At 38.9% G+C, this 20,577-nt stretch carries 17 protein-coding genes and 1 tRNA gene; 9 read left to right on the forward strand and 9 right to left on the reverse strand.

Annotated features, from left to right (window positions below; all coding sequences use genetic code 11):
* Positions 1–95: 95 nt before the first annotated feature.
* Positions 96–698, forward strand: coding sequence for an acetate uptake transporter (locus MSKOL_RS17305; RefSeq protein ID WP_048123048.1), 603 nt, complete (start codon positions 96–98; stop codon positions 696–698).
* A gap of 550 nt (positions 699–1,248) precedes the next feature.
* Entirely contained in the window at positions 1,249–2,172 is a 924-nt protein-coding gene (locus MSKOL_RS17310; protein WP_048157919.1) for a UbiA family prenyltransferase, read from the forward strand.
* Between the two features lie 171 nt (positions 2,173–2,343).
* On the opposite strand, the gene MSKOL_RS17315 is transcribed toward MSKOL_RS17310, so the two are convergent.
* A complete protein-coding gene (locus MSKOL_RS17315) occupies positions 2,344–3,129 on the reverse strand; it encodes a winged helix-turn-helix domain-containing protein (RefSeq protein WP_048123052.1) in 786 nt (261 codons plus the stop codon).
* A 1,295-nt stretch (positions 3,130–4,424) separates the two neighbouring features.
* On the opposite strand from MSKOL_RS17315, the gene MSKOL_RS17320 reads away from it, so the two are divergent.
* The 5 genes from MSKOL_RS17320 to MSKOL_RS17340 all read left to right on the forward strand — a co-directional run bounded on the left by MSKOL_RS17320 (position 4,425) and on the right by MSKOL_RS17340 (position 10,062).
* Positions 4,425–4,497: transfer RNA gene (locus MSKOL_RS17320), tRNA-Gln, on the forward strand.
* 669 nt (positions 4,498–5,166) lie between these two features.
* On the forward strand, positions 5,167–6,024 hold the full coding sequence (locus MSKOL_RS17325) for a DUF5803 family protein (RefSeq protein ID WP_231592674.1): 858 nt from the start codon (positions 5,167–5,169) through the stop codon (positions 6,022–6,024).
* A gap of 98 nt (positions 6,025–6,122) precedes the next feature.
* Positions 6,123–6,809 (forward strand): type IV pilin, encoded by a 687-nt coding sequence (locus MSKOL_RS17330; protein ID WP_048124301.1) that lies wholly within the window; start codon positions 6,123–6,125, stop codon positions 6,807–6,809.
* A gap of 825 nt (positions 6,810–7,634) precedes the next feature.
* Positions 7,635–7,910: a hypothetical protein gene (locus MSKOL_RS17335; protein ID WP_048123054.1), complete on the forward strand. Its 276-nt coding sequence runs from the start codon at positions 7,635–7,637 to the stop codon at positions 7,908–7,910.
* A 1,747-nt stretch (positions 7,911–9,657) separates the two neighbouring features.
* Positions 9,658–10,062 (forward strand): hypothetical protein, encoded by a 405-nt coding sequence (locus MSKOL_RS17340; RefSeq protein WP_048123056.1) that lies wholly within the window; start codon positions 9,658–9,660, stop codon positions 10,060–10,062.
* Positions 10,063–10,585: 523 nt separating this feature from the next.
* On the opposite strand, the gene MSKOL_RS17345 is transcribed toward MSKOL_RS17340, so the two are convergent.
* From MSKOL_RS17345 to MSKOL_RS17380, 8 genes are all read right to left on the reverse strand, one after another.
* Positions 10,586–10,825, reverse strand: coding sequence for an MTH865 family protein (locus tag MSKOL_RS17345; protein ID WP_048123058.1), 240 nt, complete (start codon positions 10,823–10,825; stop codon positions 10,586–10,588).
* Between the two features lie 108 nt (positions 10,826–10,933).
* Positions 10,934–11,695 (reverse strand): class I SAM-dependent methyltransferase, encoded by a 762-nt coding sequence (locus MSKOL_RS17350; protein ID WP_048157921.1) that lies wholly within the window; start codon positions 11,693–11,695, stop codon positions 10,934–10,936.
* Positions 11,692–12,399 (reverse strand): ABC transporter ATP-binding protein, encoded by a 708-nt coding sequence (locus tag MSKOL_RS17355; protein WP_052725596.1) that lies wholly within the window; start codon positions 12,397–12,399, stop codon positions 11,692–11,694. Before MSKOL_RS17355 ends, MSKOL_RS17350 begins: the two co-directional genes overlap by 4 nt.
* A complete protein-coding gene (locus MSKOL_RS17360) occupies positions 12,375–13,316 on the reverse strand; it encodes an ABC transporter ATP-binding protein (protein ID WP_048123062.1) in 942 nt (313 codons plus the stop codon). Before MSKOL_RS17360 ends, MSKOL_RS17355 begins: the two co-directional genes overlap by 25 nt.
* Positions 13,313–14,215, reverse strand: a complete 903-nt coding sequence (locus MSKOL_RS17365) for an ABC transporter permease (protein ID WP_048157923.1) — start codon at positions 14,213–14,215, stop codon at positions 13,313–13,315. The genes MSKOL_RS17360 and MSKOL_RS17365 overlap by 4 nt, the downstream gene beginning before the upstream one ends.
* A gap of 4 nt (positions 14,216–14,219) precedes the next feature.
* A complete protein-coding gene (locus tag MSKOL_RS17370; RefSeq protein ID WP_048157924.1) occupies positions 14,220–15,161 on the reverse strand; it encodes an ABC transporter permease in 942 nt (313 codons plus the stop codon).
* Positions 15,162–15,272: 111 nt separating this feature from the next.
* The gene (locus tag MSKOL_RS17375; protein WP_048157925.1) at positions 15,273–16,916 is read right to left on the reverse strand and encodes an ABC transporter substrate-binding protein; all 1,644 of its coding nucleotides are present in this window, start codon (positions 16,914–16,916) and stop codon (positions 15,273–15,275) included.
* 28 nt (positions 16,917–16,944) lie between these two features.
* A complete protein-coding gene (locus tag MSKOL_RS17380; RefSeq protein ID WP_048157926.1) occupies positions 16,945–17,712 on the reverse strand; it encodes a class I SAM-dependent methyltransferase in 768 nt (255 codons plus the stop codon).
* A gap of 397 nt (positions 17,713–18,109) precedes the next feature.
* Between MSKOL_RS17380 and MSKOL_RS17385 the strand changes: the two genes are divergently transcribed.
* Together MSKOL_RS17385 and MSKOL_RS17390 are read left to right on the forward strand one after the other, a co-directional pair.
* Positions 18,110–19,222, forward strand: a complete 1,113-nt coding sequence (locus MSKOL_RS17385) for an iron ABC transporter substrate-binding protein (protein ID WP_048157927.1) — start codon at positions 18,110–18,112, stop codon at positions 19,220–19,222.
* A 728-nt stretch (positions 19,223–19,950) separates the two neighbouring features.
* Entirely contained in the window at positions 19,951–20,562 is a 612-nt protein-coding gene (locus tag MSKOL_RS17390) for an FmdE family protein (RefSeq protein WP_231592675.1), read from the forward strand.
* Positions 20,563–20,577 lie beyond the last annotated feature (15 nt).

Raw genomic sequence — 20,577 nt, forward strand, 5'->3', positions numbered from 1 at the left:
GAAAAATGGACCTTAAAAACAATTGATAATCTTAATGTGGTTTTTATTGGAAGTTCAGGTTATATTTCCGGTAACGGGAAGGAGGATTTAATTTTATGAGTCAAAATATTAAAGACATCACGAATATTCGTGATATAAAAATAACGGATTTATCCGCAAACCCTGCTCCTCTGGGTTTGATGGGCTTCGGAATGACAACTGTGCTTTTGAATATACACAATGCGGGTTTCTATCCGATGAATGCGATGATCCTTTCGATGGGTATCTTTTACGGCGGATTAGCTCAGGTCATTGCCGGACTCGAGGAATGGAAGAAAGGAAATACCTTTGGAGCCACGGCTTTTACCTCATTCGGGTTTTTCTGGCTCTCTCTGGTAGGGATTGTCCTTATTCCTAAGTCTCCAGACTACGCAGGGCTGGCCACAGAGTCACTCCCGTTTGCTGCATACCTGTTCATGTGGGGAGTTTTCACCCTTTTCATGTTCATAGGCACGCTCAAAGGTTCAAGGGCTCTCTCCGTTGTTTTCCTGACCCTTACAATTCTGTTCTTCTTGCTCGCAGCAGGAAATTATCTGGGAAGCGCCGGAATCCTGAAAATAGCTGGTTATGAAGGAATCCTTACAGGACTCTCCGCAATATACACAGCTCTTGGTCAGGTATTAAATGAAGCATATGGAAAGAAAGTGGTTCCTTTATAATATTTGTAATCTTTTTTTCTTGGGCTTTATTGCCCTCTATTTTTAATGGTTCTTCGTCATTTCCTGTGGATAAGATGATTTTCAATTCAGAGCTGTATTGTTTTTAATGAGTACATTATGAAAATATCCACACAAAACAACGAAGACCTCTGGCTCTTTGCTGTTTCGAGTGAGTATTTTATATCTATTTCTTACTACGAAAACCACATGGGTAACTCTAAAAGACGGTTATTGTTGAAAACACAGTCAAGCTCAATAGTTTTCATTTTGGCCAGCCAACTTTAAAAATAAAATTATAGATATCCATGGTAAAAACAAAGAAAATCCTCAATATTATTTTTAAGAACTGTAATTATTTAGATGCTTTCCATGATACACGCGAATCTTTTAAAGGATAGCGATAACATGATTCTCTTCTAAAATAATCGTTAGTTTACTCAACTAGTGTTCGTTTATTTCTCTAAAACATAGACGATTCCTTATATATTACAAACATTGTAAAATCTTATACAGAATAAATAATATTTAAAAGTGCTCCAATATTATTTTTATGAATTCCAATGTATTTTTCGGAAGTTTTGAACGTATTCTCAGGTACAGACGAAAGAATGCTCAAGAGTTTGGGAAAAAGAATGCCACACTAGAACTCTTAAAAAGTTCCATATTAGTTGCATTTTCAGGTGCACTAAGGATTCATATTGCTTTCCTCCTGCTTCAAATTCATTCAAGTATATTCACCTGTATTGCGGGAGGACTCGTAATTTACAGCGTATACACACTCGACAGGGCCCTTGGATCAGAAGAAGATGTTATAAACCGAAAAGAGTTAAGTGGATCAAGAAAGGAAATAGGACTTGCAGCCTCTATGATTACCTTCGTGATAGGAAGCTATATACTGGCAAAAGAAGGAATGCTAGCACTTGCATTCTTACCTCTCGTAACCGGCTTCCTTTATAGTAAAGGTATTAAAATCGGAAAATTCGCTCTAAAACTCAAAGGTGGGCTTGGAGTCAAAAATTTTGTTGTAGGACTCACCTGGGGGGCTTTCATTTCAGGGCTTGCAGGCAGTACCTGTAGAAGCATGCTCCCCATACTTTTAGTTTTTACTTTCTTTGGGGTTAAGCTCTTCATCAATTCTACTATATATGACTTCAAAGACATCAAAGGAGATACTCTCGCAGGTATCAAAACCCTTCCTGTAAGCCTTGGAGCACAAAATACCCGTAATTTCCTTCTCGGGTTGCACCTGCTCTCCCACTTAATTCTCGGAATTTCTCTAATTAATGGAATTATTGCTTTTGAACCTATTATTATCCTCTACAGCTTTATATGTGGGCTGCTCTGCATCCATAATTATACCAAAACTTGTGACGTAGAGTCTCGTTCCCGCAAGTTCGAAAGAACAATTCTTGTGGATGGCGAATCAACCTCAATTGTCGGACTGAAAACTATTGCAAGTGCCTTTCTGGCATAAAATAGAGTTAACATTAAATTTACGTGAATGTGTGAAAACAATGACAAAACAAGAGAAATATTAGGGAATAGTTGCCCGTCTATTCGGAGATTTATCGGGAAAAAACAAATTCTGCAATCCCGATTTCTCTCTCCAGTTTTAAGGTTTCTTTCAAGAAACCTTCAATAAATTTTAGAGATTCTTTATTTCAATAGAGTTATCTTTATAATACTTAAAAAGATCCTCACCCCATTTTATTGAAAACGAATCAAAACCTATCAGGTCATTTCGGGGATCAAAGGTTCCATTTTTAAAAAAGAGCGACAGGGATATGAAACGGTCTGTCACCACAAAGGCTATTTTTGCATTGTCATATACATAGAGACCCGTGTGCTTGAATTTAAGAAATTCTTCAATCTCAGCACTATGCTCACTTTTTATTTTAAAAAATACATTCGGTGTGAGAATTATTGAAATAGGAATATTCCTGCGGGCTAAATCTAAAAACATCGTGGGATGGCTTGGAAGAAAAATAGATGAAAAGCCCACAAAATGGGTAGAAGCCCGTACATTCTCCATAAATGCCTTATGAGTATCATAAATATGTTCCTGTTCATCTCTTACGACTCTGCAATCTTTAAGTTCCTGAATCCTGTTCAACAATATCTCAGGAATCGAAGCGAGGTCATGATCTTTCCAGAAAATTTCGTTTGCTTCTATAGCTGTAAGAGTATCCAGTAAGGGCTTGTAATGCATGGCTGAAACTTTTCCTATAGGTGTCAGCCGATACATTCCCTCTTGCCTGATAATCAAATTTGAGCCTTCCATTTCTTTAAGGCGAGGCAGGATTTCAGGTGACCTTACATCAAAATAATCTTTAATTTCGGAAAGAGTTCTTGGATTCTCCTGAAGTAAAAATAGAATATCCTTCCTTTTTTCTGAAAAGGTGAGAATACTTAAGAGTCCGCTAGCTTTCACTTTATCAACCCACTATTTTATTGCGTTTCGGGAGCTGATCGGGGATTAATATCCAAAGTAGGATTTTGCTTCTGGTTTACAATATATAAAATTTAAGTATATACCCCTCTCATTTTTTAACCAGATTAAAGATTAGCAGTTCTATTCAGATGTTATAGCATTGCTAAAATGTTATACGAATTCAATATATATTATCTTTTTCAAAAGTGTACAAGTAATTAATAATTTTTTTCATCTATTCCGGATTTTACGCAGCAGTATTTCGAAAACATAATATAACTTCCAAAATAACGTTTTTTAATATTGAAATAAATTTTATATGTTAATGATCTCAGATTATTTTATTAATATAAGCTCAGTATTGATTTCCCTGAAAATAGGACGAAAATCATAATTAAAAAATTAATAATTATTGGTAATAAAAGCCATAATTAATTTAAAAAAGTAAAAGCCATAATTAATTTAAAAAAGTACATAAGGACCTAAATAAGAAGTGCGTTCAATAGACTCAGTACCAAAATCTAGTGATGAATGTAAAATTCAAAATCACTAGATTTTGTAATTGGTCACAATCCTTGTAATACAACTTAGGGATTGACGTCTTTAGATACCGAATATTGATTTTAGTGAAAACCGAATTTTTCTTGCTAATTCAGATTTTCAATCAAAAAATGCAAAAATCACTGGATTTTGGACCAGAGTCGTTCAATACGAGGATAAATAAATATATTTGGGTTCTTCGTTGTTTTGTGCGGATATCCTCATAATATTCTCATAAAAATCAATGTGGTCTTGAATTGAAAATCGTCTTATCCATAGGGAATGGCGAAGAGCCTTGCATTATTTGGCCTCGTGACTATAAGTAAGAAGAAGCCCGAGAGCAATTCAATCCGTTTGCTGTATCCCCCAATACAGTCGCTTCAGGAGTATGTTCCCATCTAACATATTCTAAAGCAAGAACCCCCAGCTCCCGGGCAATTCTGTCACAATCCACTACTTCGCTATTCAACCATACCTTTTCTCTTCCAGCTCCACAATATAGTAATGAAATAAATTATTTTAAATTAATTATATGAAAAATTACCCATTAACGAAAAATAGTTTCATGGAAAATATTTCAAAGCCAAAAAAGGACTGTATCGAAAAATATAAAGATATATAAAGTCCTGACAAAAAATTATTGAAAATAGGATAGAGAAGAAAGGGATATTTCTGGAAAATTAACAAAAAATAATCTCTATCTGGCACAAAAATTAAGTACAAGAATTAATCTATTAGTAAAAGCTTTAACATGCAGTCCTGTAGGGTAGTGGTCAATCCTTCGGGCCTTTGGAGCCCGGGACAGCGGTTCGAATCCGCTCAGGACTATAAAAATATTGTTAATAGTTTAGGGAAATATTATTTTTAAACTCTGTTTTTTATGCCTTTCCAGATGGGGTTTATCTTAACTCATATTAGGCTTTTTTAACCTCTGGGCGCGCCCCTTGGTCATTTATTGAGTTAGGACTTACGTAAAGCACTATGGGAGGAAGTAAAAAGTTATGTCAAGCTTGAAGAAGGCTTTCTAATTGTTGACGATTCAATATTAGATTAGGATTTACGCGGTTGAACTGAGAAATCAATAGCGTTAAACCTTCAATTGTCTAAAGCACTAAACAAGGTACAATGTCCAGAGTGCTTGATTTTAAACTTCAAGTTCGTAAGTCCTATAAAAAACGCACATGAAATTTTCCAAATAGCAGGCACAAAAAATGAAAGTACTTGAAAGCACTTTCGTGCCAAAATAAATTACAGAATTTTTCCGGAAAGTTCAGTATCTGAACTTGTTACCTGCCGAGCCTACTCCTTTTATATGATAAAGTGATCTTTATGTCATACTTCTTAGAGACGCCTATCCGTGTTGTTTATTAAGAAGAGAGAGCATAAGGTAATGTTAACCTGTTCCAGACCCTGTATAGGCTTTACCTCGAAAGCGAAGGAAATTGCCGCAGGTTGAAAAGAGACCGCTTCGAGCTAAGGGAGAATTTGTCTGTGAAAATGAGAACGAAAATCGTGTTTATGCTCCTTGCCCTGATGGTGGTCTTGGTATCGGGCTGTATGGAGCAAAAAAAGGAAATTGTCATAGATAAACCTGGCAATATATCTAGTTATGAATTTGAAATTTTTCAGAATGAATCGAGCAATCAAACGCTTGCAAATACCACTACCTACTACCTGCTGGAAAACGATACAAAAGTACAGGTTGTCTATATTTTAGTAAATACTAGCAAGCTTGAAATCTATCCTCCTGACATCCTGAGCGGCAGTTCCGAGGAGAATCCGATTCAAAATTTCGTACAGCTTGTGGGCCCGGCAAACGAGACTGCAGCAAACACGAAAACATTTGAAGAACTTTCCAGCAGAAATGAAACTTCGGCTATTAATTATACTCTGACTCAGGAAGTTACTCAGGGTATGAAAGTTATAAACCTGGAGTTTAAGGAACCTGTTACAGGTTTTATCGCATATACGCTTGATAATTCGGGAGAGCAGAGTTTTACATTTGTTAAACCTGATTCCGAATTCATCCGTGTAGTACTTCCAGAAGGATATGTTACTGGCAACAGGGTATTCGGGATAGCAAGGCCTGAGCCTTTGAGTGTAACCTATGATGAAAAAGAAAGGCAAACGCTCCTGTGGATTTCCTCGAAGATGGGAGACCGAGAAGAGACCATTCAGGTGAAATACTATACCCAATCAGCACCCCTGCTATTCTCAGCCGCAATTATAGCCCTGCTCTGCGGAGTTGGCTTTGTACTTTTACATTATGTTAAAAGTAAAAGGGAACTTGAGGCTGTTAGAGGAATCCTCGATCTCGAAAAAGAATATGAGAAGAAACAACAAAAAAAGAAATAATCATAGGAGGGTATTTTTCCTCCAGATTTTATTCCTGAATAATAACTCTTTTTGAAGTTAATAAATTATTTATGACAGTTTGCCGTATTTCCTTATTGATGAAAACCTGGAGAAAAATACGAGCTAAAGAGTTCGTTTCATCAGAATCAGTATCTGATGCCGTAACTCCTATTATAGGTTCTCTTCTTATGTTGATTGTTCTGGTCGCACTTGCAGGTGTGGCTGTTATCAGTTTTTCCAATATTGCCAATGAAGGAGAAAGCACTCAACCACTGATGGCAAGGATTTCACTTGAATCATGCGAAGGAGGACTTTTTAATGATGGACCTGAAAATGAGAGGGCCACGCTTGAGAATAACACAATTGTGCTTTTGCATGAAGGAGGCAGTTCTCTTCCTGTTGACACCATTTCCATAAAGATCTCAGGATATGGGAACTCTTACCAAGGTGTTGCTGATGGAAATGGAACAAAGATTGTAGGAAACGCAGAGGTATTTTACCAGAACCTTAGCCCGACAGGAAAAAATCACAAGTATGAACCTCAGAATAAAGAAATCCTGAAAGATAATTTGTGGAGTGTTGGGGAGAAACTGGTACTCAATGGAAAGGACAGCATTGGGGGATCTACTGTTTCCACTGTAAAAGTAAGTGTCAATGAGAACAGTGACACCTCCAATAATTACGGATTCAAAGTAGGTTCTGAAATTACCCTTAAGATTATTGACACAAAAAGCAAAAACGTCATTGCTGAACAGAGAGCTATTGTAAAACATTATGAAGGCTAAAATTGAAAGAGAGAGTTCTCCTCTTTTAGAAAATCCCTTTTTAATTTTAAGTCGTTTTCATTACCGAATATTGGATTTTTAGTCGATTGATTTGACTTTTATGAGAACCATTTCTGAAATTCATTATTCCATAGGTTATAGAAATCTCCGGGTTACTGCCGATAACCTTGATATTTAGCATCAAGGAAACACTTGTTTTTAACTTAAAAAGGAGAATAAAGGATTAAAAAGACAAATTTAAAGGTAAAAATATAGATAACAGCTTATAATTTGATTTAATAGGTAAATGTAAGAGATTTTCATTAAATAATTTATTATAAACATTTATTTTCAAGATAAACAATAAAATTATAATTAAAGAGAAAGAACAATAGTTAATAATAGAAATATTCAGGGAATATATGGGCTAAATTTTATAAATTGAAAAATGAAAGCTAAACATAATTGTTTTTAATATATAACTCCCTTATGGCTTCTAATAAGTATTAAACACATAATTAGTATATTTTTTTGAGATTAAATATCAAATAAAGTGTGTTTAAAAATACGATTTCTATAAAGCTTTACATACACAAGTATGGTTATATTTTATTTAGCCTATTTAGAAGCTGTTGACACAGAGTCAACGGCACTATGTTGGTCAAAATAGAACTTATGCAATTGAACTAAAAAGAATTATTGGTGGCTGTATTTACTCTATCGCTTCAACTGCATAGTTCCAAACTGATCAACAAAAAATTTCGATAAAACTACAGCCGTTTATATAGAATATATAAACAACCAGCTGAAAAATGGAAATTTATCGAAATTTATAGAGGCTAAAAAATGTTACAAAAAATGAAAAAGGCATTAGCAATTCTACTTGCAGTCTGTTTTCTGGCTACAGTAACAGCTGGAGCAGTAAGTGCAAGTGAAAATAACAATGGAAATTGTGTAGTGCATGAAGATCATAACAAACAAGTTATCAAGAAAGTAATCAAACCAGTCCAGAAACCAGTAACTAAGAAAGTAGTTACACCAGTCCAGAAACCAGTAACCAAGAAGGTAGTTACACCAGTCCAGAAACCAGTAACCAAGCCTGTAACAAAGACCAGGCTATAACTGTCTTGAGTTACAAAATCGATAAAAACTTGATACATTCTTTACCTAAAAATATATGGTAAATTTCGGATATGGCTTATAGGACTTAAGAACCATTTTTTAGGTTCTATAAGGGTTCTATAAGCCATGTCTAATTCTTGAATAAACGGCAATATAACTAATAAACCAAAAAGCATTGAAACATCAAAGCATTGAAACATCAGTTCTCTAATTAAGTGTTATTAAACTAAAGATCGCATTTGATTTTACCCTCAAATCAAAAGCACAAAACCTTTGCCAGACAGCAATATTTTAACTTAAAATATTGCTATTTTTCTACTTTTCGATCTTGCTTCCTTCATTCTTTGATACCTGCGAAACTAATTATGAGCTCAACCCAAAACCAATTTTACTCTCAAAAATCAGTAAAGTTTCATACTATTTTCCTGATCTGAAACATAACTGCCCTAGTTACTCAAACGCTTATTGTTGAAATTTTTCAAAGTTTTGGCCTTTTGCCTTTATTGAAAACTTCCAGCAGGCCATTTTCCTAATCTTCGGTTGAGATAATAACTGCAAATATACGAATCATTTTCCAAAAACGATAACAGGAAAAAATGTTGTTTTTTGAAGGCATATACGAAAATCAGTTGATGGCAAAGGCTCATGAAATGTAGGGGCAAGGCTTGTTCTCTAAGGGCAGGACAGCCCTGAAGGATCTATTGTTTCCAGTGTTAAAGTAAAGAGGCAACGGGAAAAGCGACACTTCAGATAATTATGGCTTAAGGTCGGTTCCAACATTATTCTTAAGGTCATTGAAACTAAAAGCAGCAAGGCTATTGCTGAACAAAGAGCTTTGCTGAACAAAGAGCTACTGTAAAACATTATGAAAGCTAAAACTGGAAGAGATGGCTCTTCGTCATTCCCTGTGAATAAGACGATTTTCAATTTTAACCCGCATTGATTTTTATGAAAACATTACGAGGATATCCACACAAAACAACGAAGACCCAAAGAGATTTCTTTTCATACGTCTTCGGTGAAGGAATTTTCTTTCCAGAAAGCTATCGATTTTGCATTAGAAACCAGCTTTCAATTTTGGCCTTTTTACATGAAATCAATACCCTGTTCCATTTCACAAATTATTCAAATATTCCCAAATGTTGAGGAAATAGACTCAATTTATCACGATTTCTTACTTAACCGAAGACGCATGGATTTCTTTTTAATTTTAAGTAATTTCCATTACCGAATACTCTTTTCGCAGATCAAATAACACTGGTAGTTGAAAGCTACCGGTTCCCGGAAAAATTCTCTGTTTTTTAAATTACATGAGTTTTAAGGATTCTAATATGAATCAATCCTGAAATTAAAGGTTATATTTCAAATTAAATGCCTTATAAAGCTTCTTTTATAAATAAAAGTATTATAATATCTTGGAATATGTAAGTATTTTTATATTTTTCCCAGCTAATTCAAGACATGTCAACCGTTGATGGTTGGCAGGAAATAAGAAGACAATAAAACGATAGGACTTATGCTATTGAACTGAGAAAACAATAGCAGGAATCTTCTGTCATTCATAATAAAGTACATCTGACAGATTTATTCGCGCTTTATTTTGAACCTCATATGCATGAGTTCCGTAGGAAAAAACAAAATTGTATCAAAGTATATTGAAAATTATATTAAAAATCATATTAAAACGTATTAAAAATAAATCAAAATATATAAATTATTGAATTAAAACAAAAAGAGGATTCGTATTATGGGAATAAAAACATTTGACGGAATAAAAAAGCTCATGTGTATGTTTACACTTGTCTTTTTTGTAATGTCATTGACAGTTGCATCAGTAAGTGCAGGGTCAAATGATACATATAAAGTAGAGAAGGCAAAGTTAGATGCAGAGAAGACTAAATTGGAAAAAGAAAAAATAGTAATATTAAAAGAGAAGGCTACATTAGAAAAAGAAAAAAAGACATTGGAAGCACAGAAGAAGAAACTGAGCACGAAAAATAAAACTGACAAAGAATACCAGAACTGGCTCAAAAATTACAACAACTTTTTAACCAAATATAACAAATGTCTGAGCAAATATAAAACATGGGAAACAAAATACAACACCTGTGTAAAGAACTATAAAGTTCTGGAACAAAAATACAAGAAATAAAGGCAGTGAGAACCGGCTATAAAATAAAAATATAAAAGGTGGCTATAAAAGACAGTGCGCCAATTTTCTGTAAAATCATAAGTTTTTGGATGTTGTTGGATAGAAGATTCGATATGTGCAGATAAATTTCATCCATAGCGTACAAAAACTTAAGTTGAATTTACAGCAAACTTGCGACACTGCCAGGTAATTTCCTACCAGGATTTACGCACTTGAGGGACAAATAAAAGCATGTATTGATCTGTCAGGAATATTTATATTCAGGCATTTCAATGCTTCATGCTATTGATTTTTCAGTCCAGGTGCGTATTCCTGCCTAAATATAAGCTCTTTTATTATAAATATATTCACAATTTCTCATCATATTCCTGCTACGCACATCCACCATATTCCCGTTACACACATATTATTGGAGTTGTATTTTGGGTCTATCGTTCGTTTTGGATTTGGAAGACAGGAGCTTATTTCTATAGAGTTTATTCTCATTATCGATTTTTGCCTATTTGGACCTAAAGAAGTCAGGTCAAAGCCCGGCTCTTTCGATCAGCAGATCTGCCACATGTTTTGCATCTTTGAACGGAAAATCCTTTTCAGTAATCAGGCCTTCCGCCTCTCTTGCAGTAACCTCAACATCACCGATTCTGCCTGTAGTGTCAAGCCCTTCAGGCAAGGCAGCAATCAACTCATCCATTGTGTTTATGGGAAATTTTGCATCTTTAAGAATTTCAATGATCTGTTCGTAAACCTCTTCCTTTACGCCCATCTTTTCCCTCCGATACGGTTCTCTTTAGTTCTCACTTTAAAGAGCCTATAAGTATTGACTCCTGCCCATAAATCCTGTTTTCATTTTATTTCCACATTTCCTTCAGGTTCACTTTTCCCCATAGATTAAGTGGTACTTGTAATTATAAGCTATCCGTTTCCTGAACGGCATGTCCTCTTTCTGAAGGTCCATAATATCTTTCAGGTCGATGTCTTTTATATTATTGAATCCCGCAACCCTGAAGTATTCAAGCATTTTTTCAGGAGAGACTCCATGCCTGTTTGGAAGTTCACTGTCTATCTCTCTGGAGTAATGCCCTTTTCTGGGATTCCTTCTTTCAACAAGCAAAGTGCAGAAATCACTTACAAGCCTCCTTGCGTTTGTTTCTATTGAACCATCATTCCAGACTCCATCAATAACAATAAGCTTTCCTCCTTCCACAAGCACCTTTTTCCAGTTCTGGACCGCAGTATCAGGGTGAGGAAGGGTCCAGAGGAGATGTCGGTTGACAACTACATCAAATGAACCTGCCTCAAAAGGAGGAGCTTCAGCATCCCCTTTTTTGAAGACACTATTAAACCCTCTTCGGGAAGCTTTTTCCCTGGCTTTTGCAAGCATTTTTTCTGAAAGGTCAAGGCCTGTAACGTGATGCCCCATTTCAGCAAACAGCAACCCAATTTCGCAGGTCCCGCAACCTACGTCAAGCACCTTTAACCTGCCTGGAGGAAGAAGGTTTTTAAACACGTTTTTCCAGGCTTCTCTTTCGGCTTCACTCGTGATCCCATGCCCTTCATGGCTGTCATAGGTCTCGGACGAAACGTCCCATATGCGGGCAATATTCTGTTTGATCTGGTTTTCCTGAATGGTCATATATTAACAACTCTCTTTATATTTTCAATTGAGGTGATGGTTCCGTTATCGAGATAGGCAATCCTGTGGCAAACCTTCCTTAACACTTCAAGGTCATGGGAGATCAGCAAGTAGGAAACGCCTGTCTCCCTCTGAAGCTTCTGCATAAGGCGCAGGATCTGTGCCTGCACTGAAACATCAAGCATAGAAGTCGGCTCGTCAGCAACGATAAAATCAGGAGATAAAGCCATGATCCTTGCGAGCACTATCCTCTGGATCTCCCCTCCGCTGAGCTGAACCGGATAACGAGCAAGATGTTCAGGGCGCAGCCCTGTAAGTTCTGCCAGTTCCTCTCCCCGCTTCAGTAGAGCATCTTGTTTTAGCCCGGAATGAAGTTTGAGGGGCTCTATAAGGTTCTCAAAAGCTTTCATACGAGGGTCAAGAGAAGTCTCAGGATGCTGGAAAATCATCTGGATTTTAGGGCGCAGTTTCCTGAACTCTTTTTTACCCATATTCAGTATATTCGCTCCCTGAACCCGGATTTCTCCGCCTGTGGGTCTTTCAAGCCCTACAATACATTTGCCGATAGTGGTCTTTCCTGAACCGCTTTTTCCGAAAAGTCCAAGGGTTTCTCCGCGAGATACTGAAAAACTGACGTTTGTGAACACATCCAGAGTCCCAAAGTTCATTGCCAGTTCGTTTACTGAAAGGACTGGAAGTGACACCTGATCCAGCCTCCTTTATGGTTTTTCATCTCAGGATGTTTTCTGAAGCACTCAATACTCGAGTACCTGCACCTCTCATGGAAAAGACAGCCATCAGGAAGGCATATCCTGCTTGGGCTCTGCCCGCTCAGGGGAACAAGCCCGTTTCTGGGTTGAGCCCGGATAAGCCCTTTTGTATAAGGATGCAGGGGTGTGTTCAAAACTTTTGAAGCCTCATCCAGTTCCACAATCTCTCCTGCATACATCACGGCTATTCTGTCGCAAACCTCAAGAGCCAGATCAAGGTCATGAGTGATCAGGAGCATTGTCTTCCCATATTCTTTTTTTATTTTAGTAAAAAGCTCCACTGCCCCTTCCTTTGCTTCGGGGTCCAGCCCTTTTGTAGGTTCATCCGCAATCACAAGCTCGGGCTCAAAAGAAAGAGACATGCAAGCGATCAACCTCTGCCTCATGCCTCCAGACAACTGGTGCGGATAGAGGTCACAGAGTTTTTCGGGGTATTTCAAAAGGAGTTTTTTCATAAGCCTCAGCGATTTTTTCATCCCCTCCTTTTTGTCAACCCCTCTTTCTTCGAAAACTTCCTCTATCTGAAGCCGGTTTTTAAGAACAGGGTTCAGGGCTCCGGCAGGGTTCTGGGGCATGAGAGAAATGCGTTTTCCCCGGATTTTCCGGAGCTCTGAAAGTTTAAGGGAAAAAAGGTCCTGCCCACGAAAAAACACCGTTCCTGAAACATTCGCATTTGTCGGAAGAAGCCTCAGCAGGGAAAGGCCGATAACAGATTTTCCTGACCCGCTTTCCCCGATTATCCCGAAAGTTTCTCCTTCCCTGATCTCAAAGAAGACGTGAGAAACTGCTTTTACAGTATTCTCACCTGCAGGAAACTCAACCGAAAGGTCTCTTATTTCAAGCAGACTCAATCGATTTCGCCTCCTTCGTGATTTGGGTCAAGGATATCCCTCATACCGTCTCCAAGGATACTGAAGATAATCACAATGGAAGTTATGGCAAGCCCTGGAAAGATCGTCTGGTAAGGAGCTGTCCTCATGAATTCCTTTCCTGCGGAAAGCATTGCCCCCCATTCAGGCACATCGGCAGGCAGCCCTATTCCGAGAAAACTCAATGTGGCAATAGAGAGAATTACGTGTCCGAAATCTATTGTAGCCAGCACGAGGAGAGTGGCTATGGCATTGGGCACAATATGCTTGCGTATTATGTAAAAATCTCCGGCCCCACCCGTTATGGCAGAAAGGACAAATTCCTGTTTTTTGATTGAAAGGACCTGCCCCCGCATCATCCTGGCGTACTTTGCCCAGTGGACTATCGAGAGGGCAAGCATCAGGTTGAAAACCCCGGCCCCGAGTGCCCCCATAATAGTGAGGGCAAAGATAACCGAAGGAAAAGAAAGGAAGATATCTATAACCCTGGAGATACTTTCATCCACAAGGCCCCCATAATAGCCTGCTGCACAGCCCGCCGCAGTTCCCAGAAACAGGGAAATCAGCACTACTCCTGCTGCAATTGAAAGGGAAGTCCGGGCCCCTATAAGGATTCGGCTCAGGAGGTCCCTTCCAAGGTAATCCGTACCCAGGATGTGCTCCTCTGAAGGACTCAGATTCTTATTCTTCAGGTCAATTACATTGGGGTCGTAAGGGGAAAGCAGTGGAGCAAAAATGGCAAGCACGGCAAAAAGCAAAAGGACTGCCAGTGCAAAAAGCATATCTTTCCTTTGAAAAACTCTTTTTACAAATTGACTTCCGTAAGCTTCCGGAAGCGAGAAACTCTTTTTTCTTAACTTATTAGCAAATACATTGTCCATAATATCAGCCGTACCTTATCCGTGGGTCCAGATGCGTATAGAGCATGTCCACAAAGAAATGCACAAAGAGGAACATCGTAACGATTGCAAGCACACAGCCCTGGACCACAGGCAAATCCCTGGCAGAAATTGAGTCCACGAGCAGGCTTCCTATCCCTGGCCAGGCAAAGATCTTTTCAATCACAACAGCCCCTCCAAGCAAGCTTCCCATCTGAAAACCAATGACTGTGATAACAGGTAGCATTGCATTTTTAAGGGCATGCCTGCTTACGATTTTCCATAAAGGAAGTCCTTTGGCTTTTGCAAACCTGATGTATTCCTGTCCCAGGGTCTCAAGCATGCTTGTCCTCGTAACTCTCATAACCGCAGCAATGGAATGAAGAGAAAGGGCTGCGGCGGGCAAAAGCAGATTTTCCAGGCTCCCGTAACCCGTCACAGGAACGAGTTTCAGCTTCAGGGAAAATATCAGGATAAGAAGCAGGGCTACCCAGAAACCGGGCATTGAAACTCCAAAGAGAGTCACGATCCTGAGAATGTGATCCGAAATCTTGTTTTCCCGTAGGGATGAGTAAATTCCCAGGCTTACTCCCGCAAGTATTGCAATTAACATACTCACCAATGCGAGCTGGATAGTTGCTGGGAGGCGTAAAGCCAGAAGATAAAGGACTGGCTTTTTGAAAACATAGGAAGTTCCGATGTCCCCTTTAAATACTGCTTCTTTAATCCACCTGAAAAATTGCAGGTAAAGAGGGTCATCCAGGTCATATCTATCTGAAATCTGGTTAAGCTGTTCTTCGGTAACGCTTTCTTCCAGGCCCACAAATGTGTGCTTGAGGACTAAATTAGCCGTGCCTCCCGGAATTACGTTCATAAGGAAAAAAGTCAAAGCACAAACTGCAAAAAGCGTAAGTGCCATGAAACCTGCCCTTTTTATGAAATATTTCATGTTTTCGCCTCAACCCGGACAGAAAGAAAGCCTATCTATCCGTACTACTTTGAGTGAATATGGACCCAGGGTTAGAGTCTGAAAAATTCAGACCCTTCCCTGAAAATCCCTTCAGCTTTTATTTTCCAGATACATGTCCGCATTTATCCGGTAGTCATGGGCTGTCGGGTCGAAAACATATCCTTTTACATAATCTTTTTTCACGATTGCACAGCCGTAGTAAGCCACTATGATCATGGGCTGTTCATCATAAACGATAGATTCTACCTCATTGAACTTTTTATAGCGTTCATTCAGATCCGTGATTTTTCTGGCTTCCGTTATCAAAGCATCTACTTTCGAATTGGAATATCCAGGTCCATTATCAGTGCCATTTGTCATATACCAGTTCGTAAGAATATATTCCGGATCAGGAACCATTGCGATATTGTAAGCTGCAAGGTAGATGTCCCAGTCTCCTTTTTCTCTTCTGTCATCTATTGACCCCATTTCCATAACTTCTGTCTCTATGCCTATTCCTGCCTCCTTTAACTGGGCAGCCATAGCTTCAGCCATTGGAGGGAGACCAGGCCTTGCAGCATAAGTCATAAGGTTGAGCTTGAGGGGTTTTCCGTCCTTATCCCTTATTCCGTCCCCATCAGTGTCAACCCAGCCCGCAGCTGTCAGGAGCTCATCAGCTTTCTCAAGGTCCTGGCTGTAGGGCTTCAGGCTCTTGTTTGCCCAGACCATTGTGGGCAGGAAAGGACCTGCAGCAGCTTCTCCTACATTGTATAGCACATTTTCTGCGATATCAGACCTGTTTATGGCATAGGACATAGCCTGCCTGACTCTGACATCTTCAAGAGGTTCATGCTTCAGGTTAAGGTCAAGTTTGTAGACTCTGGGAGTTTTGTACTTCTCTACGTTAATGCCGTCTATGGCGTCAATCCTGTCAGTTTCACTATAGGGTACATCAACGGTGAAGTCAACTTCTCCATTTTCGATTGCCATTGCCCTTGTGTTTGGATCAGGTATCCCCTTAAGGATCATTTTATCAAGCCCTACTTCTCCTCCCCACCAGTTTTCGTTCTTAACGACTGTCAGAACTCTGGTCTGTTCGTCAAAGGATTCGAATTTATGCGGGCCCGTTCCAACAGGTTTTACAAATTCTCCGTTTTCATCATAAGAAGAGGGACTTATTATAGCAGTATCAGGATAATGGAGAACTCCAGGAAGGATAGGGTTGATTTCTTTGGTTTTGATTTTAAGAGTATAGTTGTCAACTATTTCTATAGAATCTATTTTTAGCATGGAAGCAACTTTCGCATTTTCTGAAATGACTTTTTCCAGAGTGAAATTTACGTCTTTTGCAGTCATTTTACTTCCGTCATGGAAGGTAACATTATCTCTTAGCTTAAATTCCCAGGTATTTTCATCAAGTTGTTCCCAGGAAGTTGCAAGCCCAGGCTTAAGCGAGAAATTTTCATTGGCACCAACAAGAGTTTCGGTTATTGCAGCTTTCTCGCAGATAAGGGTACCATCCCCATTAATTGGATCAATCGATTCGATATTCCACATCTCACCAAGTACAAGTGTATTAGTTTCAGAATCTCCTGCTGGTTGGGAAGCATTATCTGATCCTGAGTTAACCTCCGTCCCGGAGACTGCGTCTTTTGCTCCACTTTCTTCTGTACTGCTGCACCCGGAAGTAGTCAGGATGGCGCAGGTTAGCAGGAAAATTAATAATATAATCAAGGGGGAGTTTTTATTTTTCATTTTGGAACACCATCTTTTTTAATGAATTTTATTTTCGACCGCAGATGAGATAGTACTGATAACTGCGTACAACCCGTTCACCTAACGGCATCTTCTCTTTCTGGGCCGCTTTTACTTCTTTCAGGTCAAAGACCTGGATATTTTCAAAGCCCGAATTAGACAGATACTCCTTTACTTTTTCAAGCGGAGCTCCTCCGGAATGCGGGAGCCGGGCTTTGAGTTCATCTGAATAGTCAGAGTGTCCTTTTCGGGGGTCTTTTCTTTCAAGGAGCAGTGTCAAAAGAACACCTGCGTTTCTTCGAATCCTGGACTCCAGAGTCCCGCTGTCCCATACTCCATCGATAATCACAACTTTTCCATTTTTCCGCAGGAGCTTATTCCAGTTCTCCACGGCTGTTTTTGGATTAGGGAGTGTCCAGAGAAGATGACGGCTGAACACAATATCAAAAGAAGATGTATCAAAAGGAGGGTTTTCTGCATCTCCCTCCCTAAAAATTATTTCAGTTCCGCAGGACTCAGCCTTTGCTTTTGCGATTTTCAGCATTTGTCCGGAAATGTCAATTCCTGTAACCTCATGCCCCATTTCAGCAAACAGTAAGCTTAATTCTCCTGTCCCGCAGCCAACGTCAAGAATTTTCAAACTTTTTTCCGGAAAAACCTTCAAGAAAGCACGCTTCCAGGCGTCTCTTTCTTTTTGACTCTGTATCCCATGTCCTGCATGAGTATCAAAAGTCCCGGATGCAAGGTCCCATTTATGGGCTACCATCTCTTTTATCTGGATTTCTGAAGAAGACATTAACAGGTACTTAATTATCTTATGATTAATAATTTTCTATTTTGTAACACTATTTGTAATAAAGAGATTTTTTAATAACATTAAGTATAGTTGGAGTTTAAAAGAATACAAAAAAGAATATATTTTTGTTTATTTTTTACTTAACAGCAATCTTCTTAACTGAAGCCCAGGGGAAGAGATGGAGTAAATAGAAAATTATATATAGATGTACTAGGAAATAGGTAACCTCTTTCCATAGATATTTTTTAGTTCAAAATTAGAATAAGACCACAAGCGTTCTGCAATTATTAATTATACTTATCCTGCGACTGTGTATTTTTACGGGATAAAACCTCTATATGCATTATGTTTGTAGGAACATAACAACCAAATATTAAAAAGTGTGCCAGGCGTTTCTATGAATCAAAAAATATATAATATATTGCTTCTCCCCCTTCTGCTTCCAATTGTTATGCTCTCTGGATGTGTAGAAAATACGAATCAACAGGCGGTCCCAACCTCAAGCACTGAGCTTCAGAATTCAAGTACAGTGCAAATCACCGATATGATGGGAAGACAGTTAACTGTGCCTGCGGAAATATCCTCGGTTATAGGTACTTCTTCGCCTTCCGCCATCCTTGTGTATATGCTTGCGCCGGACAAACTTGCAGGCTGGAACTCCAAACAAAATTTCACCCAACCCTTCATGGATGAAAATTACTCAAATCTACCTGTAATAGGAAACTGGTTAGGAAGCAAGACCGGAAATTATGAAACTATAATTGAGATGCATCCTGACATTGTTATTGAAAGCACAGCCACGGATGGAGAAACTAATGAAGCCATAGAACGCAGGCAGGAAAATCTCGGCAGCATTCCGGTGGTGGCTATTAATGATTCTATTCTTTTTGTGACACAATCCGATTCTACTATCGAATATGTGGGCAAGCTGCTTAATTGCGAAGCCCAGGCAAAAAAACTGATTGAATTCCGCAGTTCAATTCTTAATGAAATCAACAGTACTGTAAAAGACATCCCCGAAAATGAAAAAGTACGGGTTTACTATGCCGAAGGCCCTGAAGGCCTGATGACCGACCCTTCGGGATCGCAACATTCCCAGGTAATTGATATCTGCGGAGGTATCAACGTTGCCGACTGTCCTCTCACGCCTGTAAGCGGCATGACCCAGGTCTCAATAGAACAGGTCATGAACTGGAACCCCCAGATAATTATCACTTCCAATCCACAGTTCTATGCAAGCGTATATTCAGACACTCTCTGGAAAAGCGTGGATGCCGTCCAGAACAAAAGGATATATCTCGCTCCTCAGAATCCTTTCTGCTGGATTGACAGACCTCAGGGCCCTCACCTTATCCTGGGAACTGCCTGGACTGCAAAAATGCTGTATCCTGATCTTTTCGCAGATATGGACCTCTCCGAACTGACCCGCAAGTTCTACTCGGAATTCTTCCACTATGACCTTAAGGATGAAGAACTTAACACGCTCCTTAACCCTGCAACTAAAACCTGAACATGGGTGAAAATTCCTCTCCAGTAATTGCATGAAATTTACATTTTTTAGTGGGGCAACGCGGACAAATTTCGATTTTTGCCCTCGTTTTCCTCTTATTAATTATTTGCCTCTGTCCCATATCTGCTTTAAATATGTACTCTTTAAAACATAATGTATATCGAGCACGTATTTTCTAAACTTTAAAAAAAGAATTTATCTATATTGTCTTTTTTTTAACAGGAGATTCCTATTTTCATCGATAATTTTATAAAATATATGTTTATATATATTGAGCGCGAAAGTCCTGTCTTCCGTATTTATAGATATGTTGAGCTTTACATATCTGGAAGCTGCATAGCTTTGGCTGGTGTTTTTTTCTGTGGCCGGCCAATATTAGGGTTCTCTCCCTTATATTGGAATTTCGCCCCGGTATAACATAAAAAATAAGTAAGTTCCTGTAAAAAAGTTACTTATAAAAAGTTACCTATAAATACGCTGTATCCTTCTGCGTTATATTGGAATTTAAAGAATTAGGACTTGTGCACCTGCAAGCAGAAGTCACACACAACAAAACTCATAATTATATGAAAGTTAGACAGTTTAAAGTTAACGCTATCCACATTTAAACCGCGTAAGTCCTGATAAAATAATTCCGCCAGATAACCTGACTGTCTTAAATTCATCCTGTTAATACTTGACATCTTTAGCGTTATGTTTATTTAAACATAACGGTGAAACCCACGGTGGTGTACAAATTGCACAAAAATTCAGATGAAGAAAAACACCAGATGGAGACGATTCTGAAGCAAGTAAAGGATCCAGAACTACTTTCACAGATCGAAAAAGTAGTCCCCTTTCACGGCTTCCTGACCTCTGGGGCATTAATCGGCATCCAGATGCTCAATATCGCAAGACGGGAGCTCGATGTCCGGGACGGGGAACGCATATACGTGACCTGCGAAACAAAAAGCTGTATGCCTGACCCATTCCAGATCCTTGCCGGAGCTACCATCGGAAACAATGGGTTGAAGATCATGAACTTTGGGAAGATGGCGGTCACGGTAAACAAACAGGCGCCTGAAGGAGCTAACAGCATAAAAGGGATACGAATCCTCCTCGACCCTGAGAAAACAAAGGATTATCCCAAACTTCACGCCTGGTTCCTGAACACCGAAAAACTTCCTCATACGGAGGTTTTACCAATCCTCCTGGCTGCAGGAGAAAAAGTGTATTCCTGGAAATTTGTGGACCTTGAAGTTCCGGTTCGAATGAAAAAGAGGATACAGTGCTGTAAAAATTGCGGTGAAATGTTCATTCAACATGATAACGAGCTGCTGTGCGGCGGTTGCACAGAATAACGTTGAGAGGTAAGC

It is taken from the genome of Methanosarcina sp. Kolksee (assembly GCF_000969945.1).
GTDB lineage: Archaea > Halobacteriota > Methanosarcinia > Methanosarcinales > Methanosarcinaceae > Methanosarcina > Methanosarcina vacuolata.

Coding starts and splice junctions, on each gene's coding strand:
- MSKOL_RS17305 (WP_048123048.1), top strand. CDS start 96: ATGAGTCAAAATATTAAAGACATCACGAATATTCGTGATATAAAAATA.
- MSKOL_RS17310 (WP_048157919.1), top strand. CDS start 1,249: ATGAATTCCAATGTATTTTTCGGAAGTTTTGAACGTATTCTCAGGTAC.
- MSKOL_RS17325 (WP_231592674.1), top strand. CDS start 5,167: ATGAGAACGAAAATCGTGTTTATGCTCCTTGCCCTGATGGTGGTCTTG.
- MSKOL_RS17330 (WP_048124301.1), top strand. CDS start 6,123: ATGAAAACCTGGAGAAAAATACGAGCTAAAGAGTTCGTTTCATCAGAA.
- MSKOL_RS17335 (WP_048123054.1), top strand. CDS start 7,635: ATGTTACAAAAAATGAAAAAGGCATTAGCAATTCTACTTGCAGTCTGT.
- MSKOL_RS17340 (WP_048123056.1), top strand. CDS start 9,658: ATGGGAATAAAAACATTTGACGGAATAAAAAAGCTCATGTGTATGTTT.
- MSKOL_RS17345 (WP_048123058.1), bottom strand. CDS start 10,825: ATGGGCGTAAAGGAAGAGGTTTACGAACAGATCATTGAAATTCTTAAA.
- MSKOL_RS17350 (WP_048157921.1), bottom strand. CDS start 11,695: ATGACCATTCAGGAAAACCAGATCAAACAGAATATTGCCCGCATATGG.
- MSKOL_RS17365 (WP_048157923.1), bottom strand. CDS start 14,215: ATGGACAATGTATTTGCTAATAAGTTAAGAAAAAAGAGTTTCTCGCTT.
- MSKOL_RS17370 (WP_048157924.1), bottom strand. CDS start 15,161: ATGAAATATTTCATAAAAAGGGCAGGTTTCATGGCACTTACGCTTTTT.
- MSKOL_RS17375 (WP_048157925.1), bottom strand. CDS start 16,916: ATGAAAAATAAAAACTCCCCCTTGATTATATTATTAATTTTCCTGCTA.
- MSKOL_RS17380 (WP_048157926.1), bottom strand. CDS start 17,712: ATGTCTTCTTCAGAAATCCAGATAAAAGAGATGGTAGCCCATAAATGG.
- MSKOL_RS17385 (WP_048157927.1), top strand. CDS start 18,110: ATGAATCAAAAAATATATAATATATTGCTTCTCCCCCTTCTGCTTCCA.